Origin of the sequence: Paenibacillus sp. Soil766, assembly GCF_001428105.1 — a bacterium.
Lineage (GTDB): Bacteria > Bacillota > Bacilli > Paenibacillales > NBRC-103111 > Paenibacillus_E.
Genome location: NZ_LMSJ01000004.1, coordinates 12971 through 35885 on the forward strand (window position 1 = coordinate 12971; position 22915 = coordinate 35885).

Below are 22915 nucleotides of genomic sequence, written 5' to 3' on the forward strand. Positions count from 1 at the left end.
CTAAGATCGAACTTCTCTTACACCTTACAATGCCCTCTTAATCACCTTCCGATAATGCTGCACAGACAGCACCCCGAACACAGAGTAGAGTGCCGTGTACAGACCCATCACGATCATCATCGGCGTCCACAGCTCGGTTCCGAAGAAGAACCAGCCTGACTGGATTGCGAAGTAACTATGAACGAGCCCGACAATTAATGGGATACCGAAATTGAAAAGTTGTTTAACCTGAATCCCTTTTAGCAGATCGCTTTGGGTAAAACCGAGTTTGCGTAGAATGGTATACGATGATTTCTCATCTTCGCTCTCATCCATTTGCTTGAAATAAAGAATGCAGCCTGAAGTGATTAGGAAGGTGAGCCCGAGGAAACCGACAATGAACATCATCAAGCCCATGCGATTTTTCGATTCACTAGCCATATCTTGGCGAGAGTCACGGGTATCTCGATCTTCCCATTTTAGGTCATGGAAGAGTTGATTGGCTTTCTCAAGTTGCTTCTCATCCACGATATCCATACCGAAATATAGGGATGATGTTCCTTGAATCTCAGGGTCGAGATCTTGCTTAATCCGCTGAAAAATGGAATCGTCTACGACGGCAACAGGCAGGCTGCTGAAGGAGAAGCGCCTCGAAATGTAGGATTGTTCCTCAATGCCGATATAGGTTAGTGGAATAGTGGCATTAAGGGTGATCAGCTGGGCTTGGCTGTTCGGTTTGAATTGAAGAAATTTCTGCATTTCATCGTTAGCCCCGGTGAAAAAGGTTTGGTCCGCAGCCAAATCCATGCCTATCGAGGTATCGTTAATAACAGCCATTCGATTGACATCTGGGCCTACATACAGTTCATTTTTCGTTTCCATCACTTGGCTAAGATCAGCTTTAATTTGAATAACCTCAATTGTTGTATCACGGTGTTTAATGCCATCCTTGTCTAAGGCTTGCGTAAAACTCTCCGCATAATGACGTTCCGTCACGGAGAAGTGAGCAGGCAAGTTCCTTTCAGCCGTTTTTTCAACTGAATAGTACGTAATATAACTTAAGGACAGCAAGCCAATCGCTAAGGCGGATACCGTTGTGATGACCATCAATAGCAAGGCGTTGGATTTCATCCGATACATGATAGAAGCGAGGGAAAGTACCTCTTGTACGTTCAAATAGCCATTCTTCCGCTTACGAACCCCATTTAAAATCAAGCGGACAGATCCTTTATAGAACAAATAAGTACCGATGATTACAGAAGCAAGAATGAATAGCATGCTGCTCAATAATCCGGTTGCTGTCGTAATACTTCCTGAAAACAACTTAGAAGATACAAAGTAGCCCAATAAAACGAGACAGAGCCCAATGAATCCAAGGATCGCTTCTGTCTTCGACATTTGCTTCACTTTGGCTTCGGTGGAGGTTGCAACACGGAACAGTGAAAGAATCGTCTGTCTTTGGATAAACAAATAATTGACCAGCAGGATTAATAAGTAAACGGCACTAAAAACGACAATGGTTTGAATAAATGCTTGGGCCGAAAAGTGCAGCGTTGCGTTCGCCTTAACCCCTGTAATTTGCAATAAGATCATGAGAATGAGCTTTGACACGGAGAATCCGATAAACGTGCCAACGACTAGCGAACCGAAGTAAAGGATGAAATTCTCAGTACTTAGGATGCGAAATATTTTCCCCTTCGTCATGCCGATGAGCTGCAGAAGACCGATTTCTTTACTGCGTCTTTTCACAAAAATGTTATTCGCATATAAATTGAAGATAGCAACAATGGCGACAAGCAGGATCGAGGCAGACTTCAGCGCAGCAGCGCCTTTAATCGTCCCCTTGGCTGCGTCTAGTGCAGGGTCATACTGCAATGTGACAAAAGCGAAGTAAAGCGCAACGCTAAACATTAAAGCAAATACATAAAGGTAGTAGTGCTTAATATTGGCTTTCAGATTTTGGAAGATAAGCTGATTAATACTCATTGTGCACACCGCCAAGAACGCCTTGGGTCTTCATAATGTCTTGAAAGAAGGCTTGTCTCGTTTCTTGCCCTTTATAGATCTGGGAGTAAATCTGCCCGTCTTTAATGAAGATCACCCTAGAGCTGTAGCTGGCAGCAACGGGGTCATGTGTGACCATCACAATGCTCGCTTGGCGACTTACATTCATTTCACTGAGCTTATTTAGCAAATCTGAGGCAGATTTGGAATCGAGTGCACCCGTAGGTTCATCCGCGAAAATAATATCAGGATCATGAATAAACGCTCTAGCAGCTGACGTTCGCTGTTTCTGTCCACCGGATATTTCGTTCGGATATTTATCCTTTAACTCATAGATGCCGAGCTCAGTCGCAAGGTCATGAAACCGCTGATTAGCTTCAATCTTGGACATCTTCGTAATTGATAACGGGAGCAGGATGTTTTCTTTCACAGTTAGCGTATCCAGCAAATTATAATCCTGAAAAATAAAGCCGAGATGATGCTTCCGGAACTCAGCCAATTGCTTCTCTTTCATGGTCGTCGTTTCTGCCTTGTTAATCTGAATAGAACCATGACTGACCTTGTCGATGGAGGAGAGTACGTTGAGCAACGTTGTTTTCCCGGAACCCGAAGGGCCCATGATGCTGACGAACTCCCCTTTCTCAATGGAGATATCAAGGCCGCGAAGTACCTCTTGTTTGTTATGTTTATTGCCGAAGCTTTTATGAATTTTAACGGCTTGTAAGATAGACATGAATCACACACTCCTTTATACGATTAACTTTATTATAAAAAGCTAAGCCGCATTTATCCTTCGATTGGACGAACAAAGTAGAAAGGCATGTGACATTATTGTCACATGCCTGTTATTCGCACGAGTTCGTTGGGCTGTGGGAAAGTGAGGGTGAACGTACTTCCAACGTCGACCTCGGAGTGCACAGTGATTTGGACGTGCAACGTGTCAGCTGCTTTGCGGGCTAGATATAAGCCCATGCCCGTCGCGGCGCTGTCCTGATGCCAGGTCGTGGAGGTAAAGCCCTTATCGAAGATACGGGGAAGATCCTTGGGATCTATGCCGCGTCCAAAGTCCGTTACTTCTAGGACGGTACGTTCCTGCGCGATGAAGCTCCTCACGATAATATCGGGTGAGAAACTGTCACTATATTTCACAGCATTCGTCAAGAGCTGACGCAAGATGAAAGCCAGCCATTTGGCATCACTGAGGATTTGAGTGGCGTCCAATTGAACGTCAAATCCCATGCCTTTTTGAATACACCAAGATTGCAGGGATTTAATCTCCGAATAGAGGAGATCTTCGAGCTGTACCTTTTCGATATAGAGATCATTCTCAATTGAGGGAAGTCGCAGCTGATGAAGCTGTTGGTCCAGAAGATGATGAATCCGTAGCCATTCAAAGGTGATGGAGGCTTTCGCCCTATCGTTATCCAAACGGCCAATCATCAAATGCATGGCGGTGAGAGGCGTCTTCACTTCATGAATCCAGGCTAACAGTTCGTCTTTCTTTTGTTCTAGCGCTATTTGCTGCCGCGAGGCGGTCTGGGAAAGCTGCTCGGTTTGATTGACCAGGGCTGCTTCCATGATCTTCTCAAATGGACTTGCAGCGTCAGCAAAGGCGGATACATCAAAGCTGGTTTCCCAGTCTTTTAACCGCTTAATGAAGGGCGTCTCCTTGTGATAGCGGATGATCAGGAAGATGGTGAACAGGATCGTAGTTAAGAAAACAATATATAGAACGGATCGGAATGGAATCGAGTGGTCGAGATAGGCGATGAGCAGCAGGAGGGTTTGACTGAATAGGAACATCCCAAGCCAACTTATTCGCTCTGTGAGATACGTTTTAATCATAATGAGCTGTCTCTTCTGTTGCAATGTAGCCTTGCCCGACCTTGGTTTCGATAAAGCGTCCTAAGTCCAGCTCGTCCAGCTTCTTTCTAAGCCGATTCACATTCACCGTCAACGTATTATCACTGACAAAACGCTGATCATTCCACAAGCTATTGATCATGTCTTCCCGGCTGACAATCGTATTCTTATGCTCGATAAGGAGCTTTAATATGTAGATTTCATTCTTGGTCAGTTCAACGGAACCTGACACATGACTAACGATATTTTTCTCAAAATCAATCGTAGCGCCGCACCATGTCTTGAGCTTAATTTGCTCCGTATTGTAGTTGTAGACGCGGCGGAGAATAGCATGAATTTTCGCGATCAGCACGTCAAAATGAAAAGGCTTTTGGATAAAGTCGTCCGCTCCAAGCTGCATAGACATCACCATATCCGTAGGATGGTCGCGCGAAGAGAGAAAGACGATCGGCACATTGGAATGTGTCCGAATCATGCGACACCAATGAAAACCATCGAATTTCGGCAATTGAATATCAATAATGACTAAATCAGGTTTCAATTCAATAAATGTCTCAAGTACTTTATTGAAATCAGGGATGCCATGCACCTCATAGGACCATTGGGCCAAGCGCTCTTTGATCTCTGCGAACAAGGTTGCGTCATCTTCTATAAGTAAGATCTTAAACAACGAAATTCACCCACTTCTGGTCATTCTTTGAGTTTCAAACTCATTGTATTGTAAACTGGTTAACAGAGCTTATACCAATGCCGACAGGGATGGAGAATCCCCTTATGTTCGTCCATTTTAGCAAATCATACCATAAATTCAAATGAGGAGTCATGGAGGCCATGAAACAGAATAAATACGATGAGCTTGGATTTTATGAAAAATATAGCGAGATGCCTCGCTCCATTGGCGGCCTTAATGCTGCTGGGGAATGGCCCGTACTTCGTACGATGCTGCCCACGCTGGAAGGCAAACGTGTTCTTGACCTGGGATGCGGTTACGGTTGGCATTGCAAGTATGCCCGCGAGCAAGGGGCAGCGTCTGTTGTAGGAGTCGATCTCTCGGAGAAGATGCTGGCGTATGCCAGCGCGAATCATAGCGATTCAGGTATCACGTATCAGAGATTGGCGATTGAAGACATCGACTTCGCGGCGGGCGAGTTTGACGTTGTCATCTCCTCATTGGCTCTTCACTATGTTGAGCAATTTGATGCGGTTTGCCGTAAGGTACAGCATTGTCTGGTCGCTGGAGGCACCTTCGTACTCTCAGTGGAGCATCCGGTCTTTACCGCACGTGCTGCGCAAGACTGGCATTACGGCCCCGGAGGCGAGCGTATGCACTGGCCTGTCGACGACTATCAGGAGGAGGGGCAGCGGGTAGCCAGGTTTCTAGATCATGACGTGGTCAAATATCATCGAACGATCGATTCCTATATGAATGCGCTAATTGAAGCGGGATTCCTTATTACGAAGCTCGCGGAGCCTCAACCGACGCAAGAAGCTTTGGAGAAGTACCCCGATATGAAAGACGAAACGCGCCGTCCCATCTTCCTTTTGATTTCAGCGGTTAATAAGTAACTTATGACTTATGTCCTGCTGCCCCTCGGGTAGTAGGATTTTTTTTGTATCTTTAGTCCTATAGGTGAAACATTATTTGGAAATCCACGTCAGTTAGTTTAGGAGATTTTCAATTGAAAGGAAGAAAGCTTGTGAATCGATTTGTAATGGCTCTCTCATTCGTAATCCTACTAAGTTGTATGAGCCTAGTCTTGCCAAGTAAAAGCTATGCTTGTAGCTGCGCGCTGCAAACAGATCCGATAAAGGCTGTGGAACAATCGAAGGCTGTGTTCTCAGGCAAAGTGCTTGCCATCGAACCCAAGGTTCTAGATATCAATGGCATTCTCGATCATAAAATCGCTGTTCATTTCGAGGTAGAGGCAACGTGGAAGGGGATGAATGAGACGCAGGCCATTGTCCTTACCAACTTGGGTGAACCTTCGTGTGGCTATACGTTTCAACTTGGTGAAACCTATCTGGTTTTTGCATATGACTATGACTTTAAGGAGAATATGCTGCAAACAAGCTCTTGCTCATTAACGAAGAAGCTTACCGATGCCACTTCGGAACTGAGTAAGATGGGGCAAGGTGCGGATCCGATAGATGATGTGATTTTAAAAGGCAAGATGGATACGATGACGTATACGAATAAATGGACTATTCTCAAAGCGATCTATCATCGGTTAGTACGGTATCATCTACTAGAATTCGCGCAAGTAGGCGTCATCCTAGTTATTGGAGCAGGGCTGCTGCTGATTAGGGCAAGAAGAAAATCGTAAGTATACGACATTGGCTAAGTCAAAAGATAGGTTCTAGCATTGACAAATGGCTTCGAGAAGGCTACAATATCTCTTGTTGTTTAGTAAAGTAACTGGAGGTGTTTTGACTATGGCAGTTCCTCAACGGAGAACGTCCAAAACACGTCGCGATAAGCGCCGTACTCACTTTAAACTGGCTGTGCCAGGAATGGTGAAGTGTGAACAATGTGCTGAGCTTAAAAAAGCGCATCATGTTTGCAAAAACTGCGGTTCATATAAGGGTAGAGAGATCGTACAAGCTCAATAATCATATGAATCTTGCAATGAAAAAGACACTTCTAATCGAAGTGTCTTTTTCTCATTTAAAATTTGAATGACAGCGTGCTCAATGAACCATGTTCGATGGTGTCGTGCAATACACGGATTTCTCGACCAGTGCTTCCGCTGCCAAGTGCAATGAGCAAAGGCACGAAATGCTCGGCACGAGGGACGCCTAGGACTGCATGGGGGGCTAGCGTTTCGTATTGGCTTAAGGCTTCGATATCTCTGGCGAGCACCTTCTCCCGAATCCAGTCTCTGAATTGCACAGCCCAAGCGCGAGGCGGAGCCTCTTTATTACGGTCAATTTCATTGAAGTTATGCGTCAAGAAACCGCTTCCGATGACGAGAATGCCATCTTGCTCAAGCCCTTGCAGCGCTTCACCGATCGCAATCTGCTGTCTCGCCGGCAGGAAGGGGTTGACCGAAACGGGAAGATAGGAATATCGGCTTCCGGATAAGCATGCATCATGATAGGGAATACACCGTGATCGATGCCGCGATATTTTCTTTGAACCGGAATGTGATTACGACGAAGACGTTCTTCTACCATAGCAGCAACGATTGTTGAGCCTCTTGCGGGATATTGAACCTGGTAAAATGAGGATGGGAATCCATAGTAATCATATTCCATGTCATGAACATCGTCTGTCGCGGCAATGGTCGTTATGTCGCTTTCGAAATGGGCCGAGAAGATGACGATGGCTTTGGGGCGATTCTCTTGGCCGAAGCGGTTCAGGAACGCTGTGAATTCGGATTTTTCGAAAATGGTATAGGGTGAGCCGTGAGGCAAGAAGACAGGGGCAAGCATAGTGAGACCTCCTACTCATATGTGTATTGTGTGGTATTCAACTTACACCTTACCAACGTCCGATAGCTACAAATAGTAATATCGCCAAGAAAATGATGTTCATCCCGATACCTGAGTTTTCATTCCTCTTAGCGTGAAATAGTGCTGCAAGTACCATGATTAAACCTAGTGCAATAGCGGCTATTGGCGTCAAAATAGGAGCAATTCCAGTCGCATACGGCACAATCAAACCGATTCCTCCAAGTAATTCGGATATCCCGATAAATGCAACTAAGCTTGGTGAAGAATCTTTGACCCACGGCATTCCGGCTTTGGCTTTCTCATACTGAAAAGTTTTCATAGAACCTGCCATAATAAACGCTAATGCCATAATTCCTTGTGCGATCCACAATGTGATATTCACGAAATAAAATTACCTCCTTGAATTAAGTAAGTGTATAGTCGTATAATAATCTCTAGGAATGATACTGAGAAGTAGTTACTCAAAATAAACCTAGTATACAAAAAGATACCTATATGAAATTGAGGAGGAAATGGACATGGAGGCACCTCATTGTAAATTTGAAACCGTCTTAGAAATCCTTGTAGGCAAATGGAAGCCCGTCGTTCTATTCCACTTATTCTCCAATGGCACGATGAGATTTAGTGAACTGCAGAAAGCGATCCCAGATATAACTAAAAAAATGCTAACCCAACAATTAAGGGAGCTAGAATATCACGATATTGTTCATCGGAAGATCTATCACCAGATCCCTCCCAAAGTTGAATATTCCATTACAGAACACGGCAAAGGAATGTCTACAGTCTTACAGGCCATGAATGATTGGGGAATGTCGCATCTCACCCATTTGAATGAGTTGTATGGAGAAGAAAGATCTGTGGAATCATTTGAAGGTAGATTGGACGAAGTGATCAAAGGGTGAGGAGTCATGCAGTTGAAATTTCTGTCTTATTTCATAGTAGTAACTTTCATGATAGGGTTGTCCGCGTGCCAAACAGATGAGCTTACAACGTCAGTTCCGAGCACTGTGCCAGAAGAGCCAACGGCTTCAATTCGTGTGAATAAGGAAGAGGTGGCTCCCAAGGTGAGTGAGGCTAGAAATCTGGCAGCCCTTATTCCCGAAGGGTGGCAGCAACTAGTTCGGCAAAGCAGGCCTGAGATGGTTGAAGGCGACTTGAACAAAGACGGTATCCAGGACGTTGCCATGGTCATTGAACAGCTTAGTAATAAAGATCAAGCACCTAAAAGGGCCCTTGTGATTGGTTTCGGCAATTCAGATAACACCTACACACGCTCGATCATCGCAGATAAGGCGATACTGAAAGCCGATGAAGGCGGGATATGGGGCGATCCACTAGCTGGTATTAACATCGATAGAGGCACCGTTGTCATCAGCTTTTATGGGGGAAGTAACGACAGATGGTACGGGAAATACCGATTCAGATTTCAAGATGAGGATTGGTACCTGATAGGAGCCACGGTGGGATCCTACTTTTCGGGGACGATGACGGAAACGACTGGTGACGAAGAAGACTATAACCTGCTTACAGGTGATTATGTCAAAAGAATCGTTGACGATCCGAAGGCCGAGAAGATTACTTCGCATACGATTACTGGCAACATGGGGAAGAAGAAGCTTCTGAAGCTAAGCGATTTTGTGGCGACAGGATCAACGGATCAGTTTTTAAAATAGGTCATGTCCGCGGCGGCTGGATGCGTCGGTTGACGCTGTTGGTGGCTGCTGAGGGGGAGATTCACACATAGATGGATTTCCTCCATCTATTATCGGGGCAAATCGTGCGAAACGCAGTTTAGATGGATTTTCTCCATCTAATTTGAAGCATTCTCCCCCTTTTTGCCTCGAACGGGCATATTTAACTGGAGATTTTCCATCTAATGCTCGATTGTAGTGGAGAAAACCCCGAAATTAGCGGGAGAAAATCCAGTTAGTTGGTTTAGTACGATAACACGTCACCACCCACCCTCTCGCACTACCACCGCCCAATCCCACCGGCTTTCATTCCTCATCACACAGCTCTCACCACACAGCTCTCCTTACTTTGCTCACTCCCCTCTGTTCTCTTCACTCTATATTTTTTTTCGCTCAATCCATCTGCCTTCCTCCCTCTTTTTGCCTCACAAATTCACCCTGAAATTCACCTTATACGCACTTATCCCCAGAATTACCCACAGTATCAACATGTCCACAAACCAGGCTGTGCATAATCTTTTTAATATCTTATGCACATATCCACAGAAAATGTTATCCACAGGTGGAGAATGTGATAGGATTTTAGACGTACCGCTAGTTTGCATTACATCGACATCATGGCATGCTTCTCACCATGATGCCGTAGAAGGTGCTTTTCCGCGTCTGATTTGGTATGCTGTATGAAGTTGTAACATTGTTGTAATATTGTTGTAACAGTACCAATTGGCCGACATTCTGTTAAACTGCTAACTCATATGCCTCCTCAACGCTCAACTTATATGCATCTACGGATGTGGACAACTCCGCCTTTGGTCTAGGTTTTCTTCACGACCTTTGGCTAACGAAAGACAGTACCTTGGTGCGTTTAGCAAATGGCGATCCTCCTTTATGATAGAGATAACATAGAGGAGAGCGAGGATTTGGCATGAGAACAAAAGCTTGGATGTCCTATTTGCTAGCGTGCAGCGGACTACTTATGATCCCGTTAGTAGGGCTCATTTATATACATTTAAATCAAGACCCAGGAAATGCGTACAGCTTAATGACAGATCTGGATCGACAGATACCTTTTATCCAAGGCTTCGTAGTTCCGTATTTATCTTGGTATGTCTTTCTTGCCGTAGGATTCCTATATTTAGCGTATCGAGATCGCTCGAATTATTTCCAGACACTCGTAGAATTTATTATAGGTTTGCTTTTGTGTTATAGCGTCTATGCTATATATCAGACGACAGTACCGCGACCGGACATTGAAGGTAGTGATTGGATGCTGCGGACAGTCCAGTGGGTGTATCGCTCGGATGAACCGTTTAACTGTTTTCCCAGTACACATGTATTAACGGCCTACCTCATGATGAGGGCCTATCTCCGATCGGTACCGATTGCGCTGCGATACAAAATCATAGCGACAAGCATGGCCATTCTAATTATCGTTTCGACACAGTTTGTTAAACAGCATGTGCTTTTGGATATCGTGGGTGCAGTGCTTGTGGCAGAAGGAGTCGTCTATATAGTGGACAGATGTAGAAGAACGTGGTTAACAGGATCGACCGCTGCTAGTGCGCGGCAGGATAAGCTCGAAAGGGGACTGAAGCAATGAGAAGCAAAGGAAAGCTTTTGATACTGACGGGCAGTCTTGGCGATGGGCACAATAAAGCAGCACAAGCTATTCTTGAAGCAGTACGCATGTATAGGCCGGATATGGAAGTAAAGGTAGTCGATTATTTGGCTTGGACGCATCCGTATACGCATGGGTTCAGTAAATACTGTTATATGCAGTGGGTAAAAAGTTTGCCCTCCGTCTACGGTTTTCTCTACAACAAGACCAGACATGATACCGCATTATCCCATTTGTTCAAAAGGATGAAGTCATTCAGCACCGACCGAATGCTGGATTTGTTAGATGAGGAAGCGCCCACGGAAGTCGTGTGTACGTTCCCAGGTGCTGCGGCAGCGATGTCCTATCTAAAATGTAACGGCCTTACAATCGTGCCGACCGTGACGGTTATCACCGATTACACCGATCATAGCTACTGGATTCATCCAGGGACGGATAAGTATCTGGTTGGGGCGGAGCATGTGAAGCAGGCACTTCTTAAATATGCAATCCCTGAGCAGCGTATCGTTGTCACGGGAATACCGCTTCGCATGCCTTTCACACAAACCTACAATCGTGAGGAGCTTCGTGATAAATACGGCTTGCACCGCTACATGCCAACTGTCCTAGTGATGGGCGGAGGACATGGACTAATCGGGAAGTCGTTTAAATCCGTGCTGCAATCGGATGATCTGAAAGCGCCTGTGCAATTTGTTTTCGTCTGTGGTCGTAATGAGAAGCTGAAACAGCATTTGGAAGAGGAGCTAGGCGGCTCGAATACGCATCATCATGTGATGGTGACAGGGTTCGTCGACCATGTGCACGAACTAATGGCACTGTCTGATCTGATCGTGACGAAGCCAGGCGGGCTCACCGTTTCCGAAGCGCTTGCGCTGGATCTGCCGATGATGCTGTACAAGCCAATTCCAGGCCAAGAGCAGGCAAATGCTGCCTATCTCGTTGGAATCGGCGCAGCGGTCGAAGTGAAGAACGCAGCTGAGATGAAGAGCCAGTTGCTAGAGGTCATCGCGAACCAATCCGTTCTGCTCAAGCTGAAAAAGAATGCGCAGATGAGTCACCGCCAACCTGATGTGCTTCGCACGGTGGATGCGATTTTGGAAACGGAACATCATTATCTTCCGATTCAGGATGGCTTACAATTCTCTTATGCCAATATTTAAAGCAGAAGTCAGAATAACCCTATTCCTCCCTCTTTTTGAGGTAGGGGAATAGGGTTATTTATTGTTTCCGCTGCCATGAGTTGGAGGCGAGCTACTTATCCTCCTGCATCGTCACGATGATATCCTGTGCGTAGTTGCCGAATTGCTTGCCAAACAGCGTAACCCCGCCACAATTCGTCGATGTCTCTAAAGACGCAACTCGGAAATGAATATCTTGTGAAAATGAGATGTTCAGGTCATGAATCGTGGTCGTCGATATTTGCGTGCCATCCAGAAAGGAGCCCTGCGGATTCACGGTAATAATTTTCAGCAGACCATGCTGTGTATTGCCATTTCCCCACCAATCGGGGGTGAGTACACCTCTGTGTTTACCGAAATCACCAGGGCAGGTCCATTGGCCGAGTGGCTTATCGTTGACTGAAAAAGAAATATCAGAAGGCCAATTCTCATTAAATCCAGGAGCTTCCGAGCAGATTTCAAATGAAATCTCCAATGAACGAAGTTTCTGATTGCTGTGGAAAAAATTCGGGATGCGGTACTCCACATAGCCGCTGCCGAACCAGAGAATGCCAGCTTGTACATGCTGCGGATCGGCAAAGTACCGAGGGTCATCCAGCACGCCAATCAGCTGCGTCGGTGACGCCAAGCCGCACGTCGGCTTTACGTCGAAGGCCGAGTATTGGCCGATGGGAATCGCAACCGTCGTTGTCGGATGCTCATAAGGCTTCTTTGACCTAAACTGTAACGTGGCTTGTTCAAGCTGCAGGTAGCAGATTTTTTGTGTGCCGCGCACGCCGACCACGTTCTCCGACCGCACGATGCCAGCTTGCTCCAGCTTCTGAATATGCTTCGTCACGATCGCTGATGAAATCTCTAGCCGCTGGGACAGCTGTTTAATATTTAATGGTGCTTCGCCAAGCAGCTCAATCATCTTCACACGAGTTTCCGATGAGAAGCATTCTAGGAAGGGCATGTTTTTGGATGAAACCTCAATTTGCATAGGGGAACCTCAACTTTATAGGCATATTTGTTTCTATTGTATAACCTACAGGTTATTTAAACAACTTGAATGTTTGATTTCCCCACTGCCAACTTGGCAAAAAGGACGTTCTTCGTCTGCGCGGGAGGCAAATGGCAGGTGATACTGGCAGCAGCTGAAGCGGGAGGTCCACACACACTAACTGTCAGCTCAGAGGCGAGGGGAGCGAGCGACTCATTGGCTTCCAAATCGCTGCGGAGGATGGCGACTTCCTGACGGCTGAAACGAGCATTGTTGGTAACACCGTTGAAGTGTGGAATCCGGAGATCATGGAGCCAGCAAGGGTGCGATATGCCTGGACGAATTACACGGAGGCCAATTTAGTTAATGGACTTGGCTTGCCTGCGGGGACATTTCGTACGCACGTTACACGAGAATAGATGAAATTAGGCGTCCACTATATGGAGTGAACGCCTTTTCTGCAACATTAGGGGGGAGTACTCAAGTGCTTGATGACTTCTTATAGAAGAAGCGAGATAACAAGAGGCCGATGAAACCAAGTCCAATGAACAAAATCGCTTTGATTGTCAGTGAGACATTGGGCAAGTCCATGAAGATGACCTTCATTAAAGTTAGGAATAACAAAGCGATACCCGTGAGTCTTATTTGTTTGACTTCTTTCTTCAAACCGTAGGCCATAACACTAATCGCGTAAAGGACCCACGTCGACGAGACACACAGATGTTGGATATTTATACTGAAATCGTGTGTCAATGTTTGTGTTACTTCCGTTATGAAACATAAGAATAGGAAGCCAAGCCCGTACTTCAACGTGATTAATGTGTTCTTAGTTGAGGAACCGACTCCGAAATGGGCAATCATTGTGATCATACCCGTCATGGTTGCTAATAATAATAGCCATATTAACATGGCAACCGACATGATACTGGTCATCCCCTCTAAGACTGCCCCCAATGCAGTTGCAAAAGCGAGTACATAAATGATGACTCCATTGATTTTTTGTAATGACGATTTCACGATGAAACCAAGGAATAGGGCGATCATTCCCTCAACCAATAAGAAACCAGGTAAGGCATCAGCACTGAAGTAGTTTGCCGAATAGAAAAGTAAGGCATAGGATGCGATTGTCATCGTATAGGGTGACTTCTCGTGAGCCTTTCGGCTGAACCAGTAGGAAATCAAGGCATAGGCTATACAAGTTGAAACCATCACAACATTGAATTGCGTATCCGTGTAAGCTACTTTAAACCAAATAGCGGTGAACGCGAAACTTGGAATTAGCAATCGAAGTTGATGATTCATGGTGGGGCTTTTGAAACAGATCGACGCTAACAAAGCTACTTGTTGGGCTAACATCCCAATGGCTGCAACCTTCGTATCCCCATGTACACCAAGGTCAAATAGGAACAATGCGAATGGTAGTAAACTAAATGACGTGTAAAATAAGCCGACAAATTGATTGCGCATCGCATAGAGCATAAAGCTTACAAATAACAACGTCTCGTAACTTACGAAAAATACGGAGGAAGGGTTGTTACTATTTAATAAGAAAGGCGTTAGAACACCTGCTGTACTTGCTATGATTGCTAAGGATTGTGAGTGTAATTTGTGTGAAAACCATAAGCCTAAGCCTACCCATAACACATTCAGGATGAACGCAAGAGGCGCCTCTATGAGTTCATACAATTGATGGCACGCAAAGGTGGTTAGCATGAGCAATCCGATGGAACCACCTAATAAAACCTGTGATAGTAAAGGTCGATTTGCTTTATGTTGTTTGAAACCGATGATGATGAAGGCCCCACCGACCATATAGCCAATCGCACAGCGCATCCACTCTGTGAGGAGTCCGTTGTCAACCGCCGCTTTGAACCCCCATACGATACCGATGAGAAGTACGAACATAAAAACTCTCGGCAGCCATACCCTGGCAATGAGGTGTTCCCAGTCGGTTTCTTTTTTAATGACTTCCTGTTTAGGTGGTGCAATGGGCGGAACTTGAACAGGATTTGGGGTGCGATTAGGAATAGGATGACTTACTTTGTTTTCAGTTGGTTGGCTTTGCTTTAAATGTGCGAGTTCTTTCTCAAGCTCGACAACTCTCTTTTCTAAGTTCTCAAATCGATTATGAATGTCCAAGAAGCAACCTCTCCTTAGCTCGATGATAATTTCGGGCAAATGTTTATACATTCAGGATATCAGTATATGATGGATGAAATAAGTACTATTCTGTTGTAGTACCTTATAAATGGGAGAACTTCATGTAAGGATTGGGAAAAAGACAACGAACGTTACGGACAAAGGATTCTCCTATGTTATTGCTGGAGATTGGTTTAACCATGTTCAGCGAATCAGTGGGTTATCTTGGGAAGTGGACAAGTGGGTGAATGATGCTATAGCTTTTGATATAGAAACAACATATCTTGAAAACAAATAGTGGATTCGTCTTTGAAAAAGATGCCAAAACTACGCGCGGGCAAACAGCGCTGTTGATTAATCAGTTTAAACTTCGTTGCCGCCTTACATCCTATAAGAATCTCGCTCCGCAAGCTGACCGTAAATCGCAACGCTTTTGCGGGTTAGTTAACTTTGAATAAACATAACCATCATCACCAATAATAGGGCTACACCCTTGAGGTACATGATGGAAGGAATACAAGCCATGGATATTGATGCTTTCTTAACTGAAGTCCTCAGCTCTAATGAAGATTGGTATGTAACGACCAAGGATGGCGTATCGGTCATAGATCCGAATCAGGAGCAGGATATTCCTACTTTTGATCAGCATGACGATTATCTGGAATCGGGATTTTAAGTTTCACGAAACGCATAGGACACGCGCGAAAGGGCTGTCTCAAAAGTTCGATGTAGAACTTTGAGACAGCTCTTTTTTGCACTTCTCAACTTAGTTGCCTACATCCTATTAAGCTAGGATAAAGGCAGCTAACTCAGCTTCCCTAGCATCCGATAACGGCTCCGAATTATCCCAGTACAAGAGGGACGACGGTTCCATCTGCCAAGTAACTTCACTACGCTGCAACGATGTACGGAACTGCTGCCAATTGTCCAGCTTCCAGACATCCAGTGCCGATCCTCTTAAGCGAATACGCTCTTGATACGCTTCCTCGCTCGGTAAATGAACATAAATCACCTTAACTCTGACATCCTGTATCGAAGCTCCAATACGAGCCAGCTCCCCTTCCAGCCACAGCGGTTCCCCCTGTTCCCTTGTAAAAGGCCCGATTACGATCGCGTCCTGATCAAGTGTAAGCTGTTCAAGCGCCGCATCCATCGTGATGCGATAGCCCAAATCTCGGCAGTGTTTCTTATAAAATGGTGAATCTCGATCGCTCGGATCTTGCCCAGCAAGGGTCATGATCGCTTCTGCCGCGGGGCGCAGCAACGTATCCATATCCAAGAAAGCCCCGCCATGTCGCTGAACCCAAGCCCTTGCTAGTGTTGTTTTGCCTGCTCCCGCAGGACCGATGAAGAAGATTAATTTGCGCATAGGTAACCTCCGAAGTTAACGGTGTGAGTGACATTTCATCAAATTGTAACATAAGAGCGTTTTCAACGCAGATTTTCAGGAAACTTTCAGCTAGGTTAAGGATTCTTTAAGATTCCCACCACATTTGCTTCACACTTTTTCTGTATATTACAAGAAAAAAGGGGAAAACCAAACTGGAAGGATCGATCTTGTGTTAACAAATGTGATTAGTCCACTACGAAGTAGTATGGAAGCAACATCCCGTCCATCGGCTCAATGGCCCACACATGGCTGGCCAACATCAACGCCTGAGGCACAAGGGTTATACTCAGCTACGTTAGCTAAGACTTTTGACGTTTTCCATGATCATGGCGTGCACAGTATAGCCGTTATACGGAATGGTGTATGGGTGGCAGATGCTAGTAAAGAAGGGATTCAATCTGGAATCCCGCAGGATATGAAATCAGTTACCAAAAGCGTGACATCCGCATTAATCGGGATTGCATTGAAGGAAGGCAAGCTAAAGAGTCCAGAACAGCGTCTGGCTGCATTTTTTCCAGAGTTAGAAAATGATCCTTTAAAATCAAAGATTCGATTGAAGCATCTGCTAAGCATGACTTCAGGACTTTCATGGAATAATGATCAGGAACAATCATCGAATGAGATGATGCATGCATCGGATTGGGTGGCGTATATTCTAAATTGTCCAGCTCAACATGAACCTGGTGCGGTGTTTAACTATTCTAACGGTGATGCACATTTACTCTCGGCAGTCATAGGGAAAGTAACGGGTATGTCCATGTTTGAATATGCAAAGTCACGGTTATTCGAACCGCTTGGTATAACGAATGTGAACTGGAATCATGATCATCAAGGCATTACCATTGGCGCGTGGGCATTAGCTCTATCACTTGCGGACATGGCGAAGATAGGCTTGCTTTACCTGAATGAAGGACAGTGGGAAGGGAAATCAATTATTCCCCAATCTTGGATTCGTACCTCACTCACGAAGCGAATTACCTTGAACTATAGTAATGGTACGCAAGGCTTTTATGGCTATTATTGGTGGACCAAATCACTTGCCAAAGGTTTAAGTAAAGGAAGTCGCAAGGAGATGGATATTTTCTATGCTTCGGGTTCAGGAGGTAGACGTATCTTCGGTATTCCAGAATTGAAGATGGTTGTTGCATTGACAGCGAATACTGGTGATGTGGATTTGCCAGAAAGTCTGTTGCACCACGTGGTGCAGGCTGTAAGGTCGAACAAGCAGCTCTCTGAGAACCGCTTAGCTTTCGAGCAATTGCAGCAATCGATTCAGCGCTTCACAGCCACACCACTTAATTAAACATCGAGGCTAGCATGTCTTGATGCACAGCATAATGTAACAACATGGAGGTCTGTCAATCGTTGACAGGCCTATTCTTTATGTGCTAAATTTTATTTTGATAATGATTCTCATTTTCAAAATTAGAGAGGAGCCTGCTATCTTGTCTGAAGTGTTCACTAAAGATGAAGACATGTTCCTTTGCCTTGATCATACATGGCTTAAATTTCGTACTGCGCAGCTCATTCAAGTAGGGGAGTTAGCGCAGCAGCTTACTTCTTCTTATTGCATGGTGGTTGTTAAGCAAGGCGAAGGCCATTTGAGCATAGATTTGGAAACTTATCGCATGCAACCGGATACGGTACATGTCCTAGTGCCTGGTCAAACGGTGGGGCTTTGCGATGGACAGAAGTCGGAGTTGTATCTCATTGCTTTTGATATGCAGAATGATACTTCGGATGTTGGAGTGAATTTTCCTCTTGTTGGTGAGTTGCCGGTACATATCGAGAGTGCACTAAGTCAGTTGTGTGAGCAGCTTTACTTAAGCTGCCGGAGTGAAAGCGCGGTGGAACGATTTCGAGCACAGTCGCTATTTCTAGAACTGATCTATTGGGTGATGACGCACATTCGTCAGAATCCCAAATCCGACTCACGAGCCGCTATGGATCGAACTAAGAGCTATATTGAAGCCCATTATCGAGAAAGTATGACGATTGAACAGCTCGCGCGTATGGCCGAAATTAGTCCGAAATATTATGTCAGTTTATTCAAAAAAACGTATGGTAAAACCGCCATCGACTACCTAACGGAAGTGAGAGTCAATATGGCGAAGCAGCTTATGCTGCAAACTGAGGTCCGTTTGAAGGATGTTGCCTACCAGGTGGGCTACAATGATGAGTTTTATTTTAGCCGCATATTTAAGAAAGAGGTTGGTGTGTCGCCGACGGTATATTTGAAAAATCGCCGACAACGAATCGTCGCCTATTCTTCGACAGTGCTTGGACAGTTGCTAGCGCTCAAGATTATGCCCTACGCCGCACCCCTCCATCCTAAATGGAGTTCCTACTACTATAATAAGTATCGCACAGATATCCCGTTGCACTTGAGTGGCTACCGGTTTAATGAGGATTGGGAGACGAACGTGGCAGCACTGGAGCACAGTCAGGTGCATTTCATCATTAGCACAGACCAGTTGGCCATCGAGGAGAAGGAGCGTTTGTCTCACATAGCTCCTGTTCATATTGTACCTCTGTATGATAAAAACTGGCAGGAACAACTGCACGCGACCGCGCAAATTGTGGGTGCTTTAGACGAAGCTGTTGTGTGGATGGAGGGCTACAATCGCCACATTCAATTATTACGGGAACGATTGCAGGAAGAACTGCAGAATGACAATGTATTAATGGCCAGCTTATTAGGCGATAGCTTCTACCTACTCCCGACACGGGGAATGCGAGACGTTTTTCGAGATTTAGGCTTGCAACCGCCCTTAGGGGTAGAGAAGTATGCCAAAAACCAAAGCTTGACGCTGGAAGAACTGGCTCAACTCGATGCGGATCATTTGCTTCTTAATATCCGGCAGGAATCAGAGACGTTGCAGCATTGGGAACGAATCAGAACGTCTGCCACGTGGCAGGACTTGAAGGTTGTGCGCAGAAATCGCCTTCATCTCATTTCCTCAGATCCGTGGAGAGAGTACTCCGCTTATGCTATGGAACGCATGGTTCAAGACATTCATGAGCATTTATGTGACAATCGTACATGAGAATTTCCGTATATTGTCCATGTTCGACATGGGCAACTTCTTTTATAATTTGATGAGAATGATTATCATTCGTAGCGGATAGAGAGGGGATTTATTAAAAATGAAAAAGTTAGCAACGATCGGTATTACGACATTGGTGCTATTAGGGTTGACGGCATGTGGCGGGGAGAAAACAGAAACGGCACCTACAGCAGCAGGTACAACAGCTCCAACTGCCACAGTTGCACCTACGGCTGCTCCCGCAGCAACATCATCAGGGCCAAGAGTCATCAAATACGTAGGCAAAGAGTACACAGTTCCTGCGAAAGCGGATAAACTCGTTATTACAGGTGCGCTTGAGTCATTGGAAGATGCTTTACTTCTAGATGTGAAACCAGTTGGTGCACTAACGGTTGGTGGCAAATTCCCAGCAGTATTCGCGCCAATTACGGATAAAGCAGAGGGTGTAGGCGAGAAAACGCAGCCGAACCTCGAAACGATTTTGAAATTGAAACCAGATGTTATTCTAATGAGCACGAAATTCCCGGCGGAGACGATTGAGAAAATTTCCAAAATCGGGCCAACCATTCCGGTATCCCACATCGCTACAGATTGGGAGAATAACTTGATGTTACTTGGTGAGTTGACAGGTAAGCAAGATAAAGCGAAGCAAGTGCTAGATAAGTACAAAGCGGATTCGGCAGCTTTGAAAGCGAAAATCGGTCCTATTTTCAAAGGTAAAAAAGTAGTAGCCCTTCGCGTTCGTTCAGGCAGCTTATTCATCTATCCGGAGGATGTATTCTTCAATCCATCCATCTATGCCGAATTAGGTGCAACGGTTCCAGAAGAAGTAAAAGCAGCGAAATCACAAGCCAATATCTCTCTTGAGAAGCTCTCCGAGATGAACCCGGACTACTTGATCGTGGAATTCTCTGAGGAAGAGAACAAGGATACGCCGAAAGTGTTTGAAGACTTGAAAAACAACCCTATCTTCAAAAATATTAATGCCGTTAAAAATGGTCAACTATATACGAATCTTGTAGATCCGCTCTTACAAGGTGGTACTGCTTACAGCAAAATTAAGTTCCTAGAAGCGATTAATAGCTCTAAAATAGTTGGAGCAAAGTGAGAGTAGAGCTATGAAATGGAGAGTTCCCGCACCAACCCTTATCTTAGTGGCAGCACCTTTTGCGATCGTGTTAACGATCGTGCTGTCCATAACCTATGGGGCGAAAAGCATTGATATCAGCCGTATCATTGAGGCTTTTGTGCATTTTGATTCGGGGAATGTCGATCATCAAATTATTATGCATGCTAGACTCCCTAGGGTTATAGGGGCGCTGCTCGTCGGCGCTTTCCTGGCGGTGTCGGGCGCTCTCATGCAGGGGATGACCAGGAATTATCTGGCATCCCCTTCAATCATGGGCATATCTGATGGCTCGGCATTTGCAGTTACCGTATGTATGGTCATTGCACCTTATTCCTCGATGATGGCTATGATTATGGCCTCTTTTGCTGGCTCGGCGTTAAGCATTGTTATTGTATTCGGGCTAGCTTCACTGCTGCCTGGGGGATTGTCACCTGTACGATTAGCGATTCTAGGCACGTTGATAGGGACATTTCTGAGCAGTGTGTCAGCGGCGATCGCGATGTATTTCCAAGTATCCCAAAATATTAGCTTCTGGTATAACGCACGTCTACATCAATTGGACCCGAAGCTGATTATGCTGGCGGTTCCTTTTGCTGTCGTAGGCTTGGGGCTCGCTTTTTGGATGTCCAAGTCGGTGACGATTTTCTCATTAGGGGATGAAATCGCCGTATCGTTAGGGCAGAAAACGACGCAAGTGAAGCTATTAACGACATTAAGTGTTGTGTTGCTGACAGGTATTTCCGTGGCTATTGCAGGTAAAATAGGATTCGTCGGCCTACTCGTACCTCATATTACTCGTTTTCTAACGGGGATCGATTACAAATGGATTATTCCGTGTTCGGCTGTGATCGGTGCTGTATTCTTAGGGCTGTGTGATGTGCTAAGCCGCTTCCTCAACTATCCATTCGAGATGCCGATCGGCGTCGTTACCGCAATACTCGGTGTTCCGTTCTTCCTCTATCTCATCCGTACGCGAGGAGGGGAGTCTCATCGTTAAAAGAAGTGATCGCTATTACGTGTTCCAGGTATTGTTGGGGATAGGGCTTCTGCTCTTAACGGCTTATATCTCTCTGACGAATGGGGCCTTCGATATCACATTGAAGGATGTGTTTAAGACTCTGTTGCGGATTGATCCGCAGCATGATTATGATCTGGTGATTTTGGAGTTTCGACTCCCACGTATCGTCATTGCCCTGTTGGTGGGGATGGGGTTAGGGATGGCGGGAACCGTTGTGCAGAGCTTGACTAGGAACAACTTGGCCGATCCTGGTATCCTGGGTATCAACGCGGGAGCGGGGATGGCAATGGTCATCTTCTTGTTTTTCTTTCAAGGGAAGGTGAAAGGAACGAGCTGGGGGGCAATACTGGCCATGCCTGTTGTTGGCTTGGTAGGTGGCCTGGGCGCAGCGCTTCTGATCTATGTCTTCTCCCAGAAGAATGGGAGACTAGACTCGCAGCGGCTTCTGCTTACAGGGATTGCGATTGCATCGGGCTTATCCGCAGTGACGGTGTTCATTACGCTCAAAATGAATGCCAAAGATTTCGAGATGGCTGCCGTCTGGGTATCCGGCAGCATCTATAGCGCGAACTGGAAGTATATCCTCTCCATGCTGCCATGGTTGATCGTATTGACGCCAGTTCTGATCTGGCGATCGCTGGTGCTGGATGTGTTCCAGCTAACCGAGGAGAGCGTCCGCGGACTCGGCGCAGCCGTGGACAAAGAGAAAGCGATCCTGCTGCTAAGCAGTATCGGTATTGTTAGTGCCTGCGTATCCGTCTCCGGCGGCATCGGGTTCATTGGCCTCATGGCGCCGCATATCGCACGCCGACTCGTCGGCATCACGCATCGCAGGCTGCTGCCGGTCAGCGCGATTGTTGGCGCGCTCTTGGTGATGATCTCCGATTTCATCGCCAAAATGGCGTTCGCGCCGGTGGAGATGCCCGTCGGCGTCGTCATCGCCATCATTGGCGTGCCGTACTTCGTTTGGCTGCTGTATCGGAATAAGCATCGCCGATAAAAGGGAAGTTGTACCGCCCCTGGGAGGGGGCGGTTTGTGTTGTTTGGGGGCGGAGCTGGGTGAGCGAGTTGGCAGGGAGCAGGGCATGGCAGAGCAGATTAGATGGATTTCCTACAGCTAATGTTTCGGAAAACTACGCTTTCTAGCAAACAGATGGATTTTATGTAGCTAATTTCCGCTGAAATTGCGGATATCACTGAGATCAGCAGAAATAGATGTAGGAAATCCAGTTAAATATGAATATTCTCTTAAGGAAATTCATAGAATTTAAATGGAGTTTTTACAGTTAATCCTCCTCTGCAGGTAAGGGGGAGCAAAACCAAACTAGCTACTTGGACCATATCATCCCACCAACTGAGCACTCAAACGCACCTCATTATCACTAACCAACAAACTAGCTACTAGTGCCTGCCATCCCCACCGT

At 45.7% G+C, this 22915-nt stretch carries 24 protein-coding genes; 14 read left to right on the forward strand and 10 right to left on the reverse strand.

What is annotated here, in order from left to right; all coding sequences use genetic code 11:
- Nucleotides 1-24: 24 nt before the first annotated feature.
- The 4 genes from ASG89_RS03945 to ASG89_RS03960 form a co-directional block, all read right to left on the reverse strand.
- Nucleotides 25-1965: an ABC transporter permease gene (locus ASG89_RS03945; RefSeq protein ID WP_057309001.1), complete on the reverse strand. Its 1941-nt coding sequence runs from the start codon at nucleotides 1963-1965 to the stop codon at nucleotides 25-27.
- On the reverse strand, nucleotides 1955-2716 hold the full coding sequence (locus tag ASG89_RS03950) for an ABC transporter ATP-binding protein (RefSeq protein WP_057309002.1): 762 nt from the start codon (nucleotides 2714-2716) through the stop codon (nucleotides 1955-1957). The genes ASG89_RS03945 and ASG89_RS03950 overlap by 11 nt, the downstream gene beginning before the upstream one ends.
- A 101-nt stretch (nucleotides 2717-2817) precedes the next feature.
- Complete coding sequence (locus tag ASG89_RS03955; protein ID WP_057309003.1) at nucleotides 2818-3828, reverse strand: sensor histidine kinase; 1011 nt, start codon at nucleotides 3826-3828, stop codon at nucleotides 2818-2820.
- Entirely contained in the window at nucleotides 3821-4516 is a 696-nt protein-coding gene (locus ASG89_RS03960; protein WP_057309004.1) for a response regulator transcription factor, read from the reverse strand. The genes ASG89_RS03955 and ASG89_RS03960 overlap by 8 nt, the downstream gene beginning before the upstream one ends.
- 161 nt (nucleotides 4517-4677) lie before the next feature.
- Here ASG89_RS03960 and ASG89_RS03965 point away from each other — a divergent pair, with 161 nt between their 5' ends.
- The 3 genes from ASG89_RS03965 to rpmF all read left to right on the forward strand — a co-directional run bounded on the left by ASG89_RS03965 (nucleotide 4678) and on the right by rpmF (nucleotide 6456).
- Nucleotides 4678-5412, forward strand: a complete 735-nt coding sequence (locus tag ASG89_RS03965; RefSeq protein WP_057309005.1) for a class I SAM-dependent methyltransferase — start codon at nucleotides 4678-4680, stop codon at nucleotides 5410-5412.
- Nucleotides 5413-5525: 113 nt separating this feature from the next.
- Nucleotides 5526-6170 (forward strand): hypothetical protein, encoded by a 645-nt coding sequence (locus ASG89_RS03970; RefSeq protein WP_057309006.1) that lies wholly within the window; start codon nucleotides 5526-5528, stop codon nucleotides 6168-6170.
- Between the two features lie 109 nt (nucleotides 6171-6279).
- Nucleotides 6280-6456: a 50S ribosomal protein L32 gene (gene rpmF, locus ASG89_RS03975; protein WP_047680282.1), complete on the forward strand. Its 177-nt coding sequence runs from the start codon at nucleotides 6280-6282 to the stop codon at nucleotides 6454-6456.
- A gap of 55 nt (nucleotides 6457-6511) precedes the next feature.
- Here the strand turns inward: rpmF and ASG89_RS37105 are convergent, their stop codons facing one another.
- Genes ASG89_RS37105 through ASG89_RS03990 form a run of 3 tightly spaced genes read right to left on the reverse strand, consistent with a single transcriptional unit; the run spans nucleotide 6512 to nucleotide 7681 of the window.
- Nucleotides 6512-6880, reverse strand: coding sequence for a class III extradiol ring-cleavage dioxygenase (locus ASG89_RS37105; RefSeq protein ID WP_321166470.1), 369 nt, complete (start codon nucleotides 6878-6880; stop codon nucleotides 6512-6514).
- Nucleotides 6793-7278 (reverse strand): DODA-type extradiol aromatic ring-opening family dioxygenase, encoded by a 486-nt coding sequence (locus ASG89_RS35370; RefSeq protein WP_057309008.1) that lies wholly within the window; start codon nucleotides 7276-7278, stop codon nucleotides 6793-6795. The genes ASG89_RS37105 and ASG89_RS35370 overlap by 88 nt, the downstream gene beginning before the upstream one ends.
- 49 nt (nucleotides 7279-7327) lie before the next feature.
- Nucleotides 7328-7681: a DoxX family protein gene (locus ASG89_RS03990; RefSeq protein ID WP_057309009.1), complete on the reverse strand. Its 354-nt coding sequence runs from the start codon at nucleotides 7679-7681 to the stop codon at nucleotides 7328-7330.
- 130 nt (nucleotides 7682-7811) lie between these two features.
- Here ASG89_RS03990 and ASG89_RS03995 point away from each other — a divergent pair, with 130 nt between their 5' ends.
- From ASG89_RS03995 to ASG89_RS04010, 4 genes are all read left to right on the forward strand, one after another.
- The gene (locus ASG89_RS03995) at nucleotides 7812-8201 is read left to right on the forward strand and encodes a winged helix-turn-helix transcriptional regulator (protein ID WP_414813242.1); all 390 of its coding nucleotides are present in this window, start codon (nucleotides 7812-7814) and stop codon (nucleotides 8199-8201) included.
- A gap of 6 nt (nucleotides 8202-8207) precedes the next feature.
- The gene (locus ASG89_RS04000) at nucleotides 8208-8972 is read left to right on the forward strand and encodes a hypothetical protein (protein WP_157276511.1); all 765 of its coding nucleotides are present in this window, start codon (nucleotides 8208-8210) and stop codon (nucleotides 8970-8972) included.
- A 943-nt stretch (nucleotides 8973-9915) separates the two neighbouring features.
- On the forward strand, nucleotides 9916-10590 hold the full coding sequence (locus ASG89_RS04005) for a phosphatase PAP2 family protein (protein ID WP_057309012.1): 675 nt from the start codon (nucleotides 9916-9918) through the stop codon (nucleotides 10588-10590).
- Complete coding sequence (locus ASG89_RS04010; protein ID WP_057309013.1) at nucleotides 10587-11768, forward strand: MGDG synthase family glycosyltransferase; 1182 nt, start codon at nucleotides 10587-10589, stop codon at nucleotides 11766-11768. Before ASG89_RS04005 ends, ASG89_RS04010 begins: the two co-directional genes overlap by 4 nt.
- A 91-nt stretch (nucleotides 11769-11859) precedes the next feature.
- Here the strand turns inward: ASG89_RS04010 and ASG89_RS04015 are convergent, their stop codons facing one another.
- A complete protein-coding gene (locus ASG89_RS04015; RefSeq protein ID WP_057309014.1) occupies nucleotides 11860-12768 on the reverse strand; it encodes an ArsR/SmtB family transcription factor in 909 nt (302 codons plus the stop codon).
- 480 nt (nucleotides 12769-13248) lie between these two features.
- Nucleotides 13249-14907 carry a DUF2339 domain-containing protein gene (locus ASG89_RS04020; protein ID WP_057309015.1) on the reverse strand — a complete coding sequence of 553 codons (1659 nt, stop codon included), beginning with the start codon at nucleotides 14905-14907 and terminating at the stop codon, nucleotides 13249-13251.
- 109 nt (nucleotides 14908-15016) lie between these two features.
- Here ASG89_RS04020 and ASG89_RS37445 point away from each other — a divergent pair, with 109 nt between their 5' ends.
- Both ASG89_RS37445 and ASG89_RS36125 read left to right on the forward strand, forming a co-directional pair.
- A complete protein-coding gene (locus tag ASG89_RS37445) occupies nucleotides 15017-15205 on the forward strand; it encodes a hypothetical protein (RefSeq protein WP_057309016.1) in 189 nt (62 codons plus the stop codon).
- A gap of 204 nt (nucleotides 15206-15409) precedes the next feature.
- A complete protein-coding gene (locus tag ASG89_RS36125) occupies nucleotides 15410-15583 on the forward strand; it encodes a hypothetical protein (RefSeq protein WP_157276513.1) in 174 nt (57 codons plus the stop codon).
- A 108-nt stretch (nucleotides 15584-15691) separates the two neighbouring features.
- On the opposite strand, the gene ASG89_RS04030 is transcribed toward ASG89_RS36125, so the two are convergent.
- The gene (locus tag ASG89_RS04030) at nucleotides 15692-16276 is read right to left on the reverse strand and encodes an AAA family ATPase (RefSeq protein ID WP_057309017.1); all 585 of its coding nucleotides are present in this window, start codon (nucleotides 16274-16276) and stop codon (nucleotides 15692-15694) included.
- 226 nt (nucleotides 16277-16502) lie between these two features.
- On the opposite strand from ASG89_RS04030, the gene ASG89_RS04035 reads away from it, so the two are divergent.
- The 5 genes from ASG89_RS04035 to ASG89_RS04055 all read left to right on the forward strand — a co-directional run bounded on the left by ASG89_RS04035 (nucleotide 16503) and on the right by ASG89_RS04055 (nucleotide 22491).
- The gene (locus ASG89_RS04035) at nucleotides 16503-17600 is read left to right on the forward strand and encodes a serine hydrolase domain-containing protein (protein ID WP_157276514.1); all 1098 of its coding nucleotides are present in this window, start codon (nucleotides 16503-16505) and stop codon (nucleotides 17598-17600) included.
- Between the two features lie 151 nt (nucleotides 17601-17751).
- Nucleotides 17752-19344 (forward strand): AraC family transcriptional regulator, encoded by a 1593-nt coding sequence (locus tag ASG89_RS04040; RefSeq protein ID WP_235549599.1) that lies wholly within the window; start codon nucleotides 17752-17754, stop codon nucleotides 19342-19344.
- A gap of 100 nt (nucleotides 19345-19444) precedes the next feature.
- Nucleotides 19445-20452, forward strand: a complete 1008-nt coding sequence (locus ASG89_RS04045) for an ABC transporter substrate-binding protein (protein WP_057309019.1) — start codon at nucleotides 19445-19447, stop codon at nucleotides 20450-20452.
- A gap of 10 nt (nucleotides 20453-20462) precedes the next feature.
- On the forward strand, nucleotides 20463-21470 hold the full coding sequence (locus ASG89_RS04050) for a FecCD family ABC transporter permease (protein WP_057309020.1): 1008 nt from the start codon (nucleotides 20463-20465) through the stop codon (nucleotides 21468-21470).
- Nucleotides 21463-22491, forward strand: coding sequence for a FecCD family ABC transporter permease (locus ASG89_RS04055; protein WP_057309206.1), 1029 nt, complete (start codon nucleotides 21463-21465; stop codon nucleotides 22489-22491). Before ASG89_RS04050 ends, ASG89_RS04055 begins: the two co-directional genes overlap by 8 nt.
- Nucleotides 22492-22915: the final 424 nt, after the last annotated feature.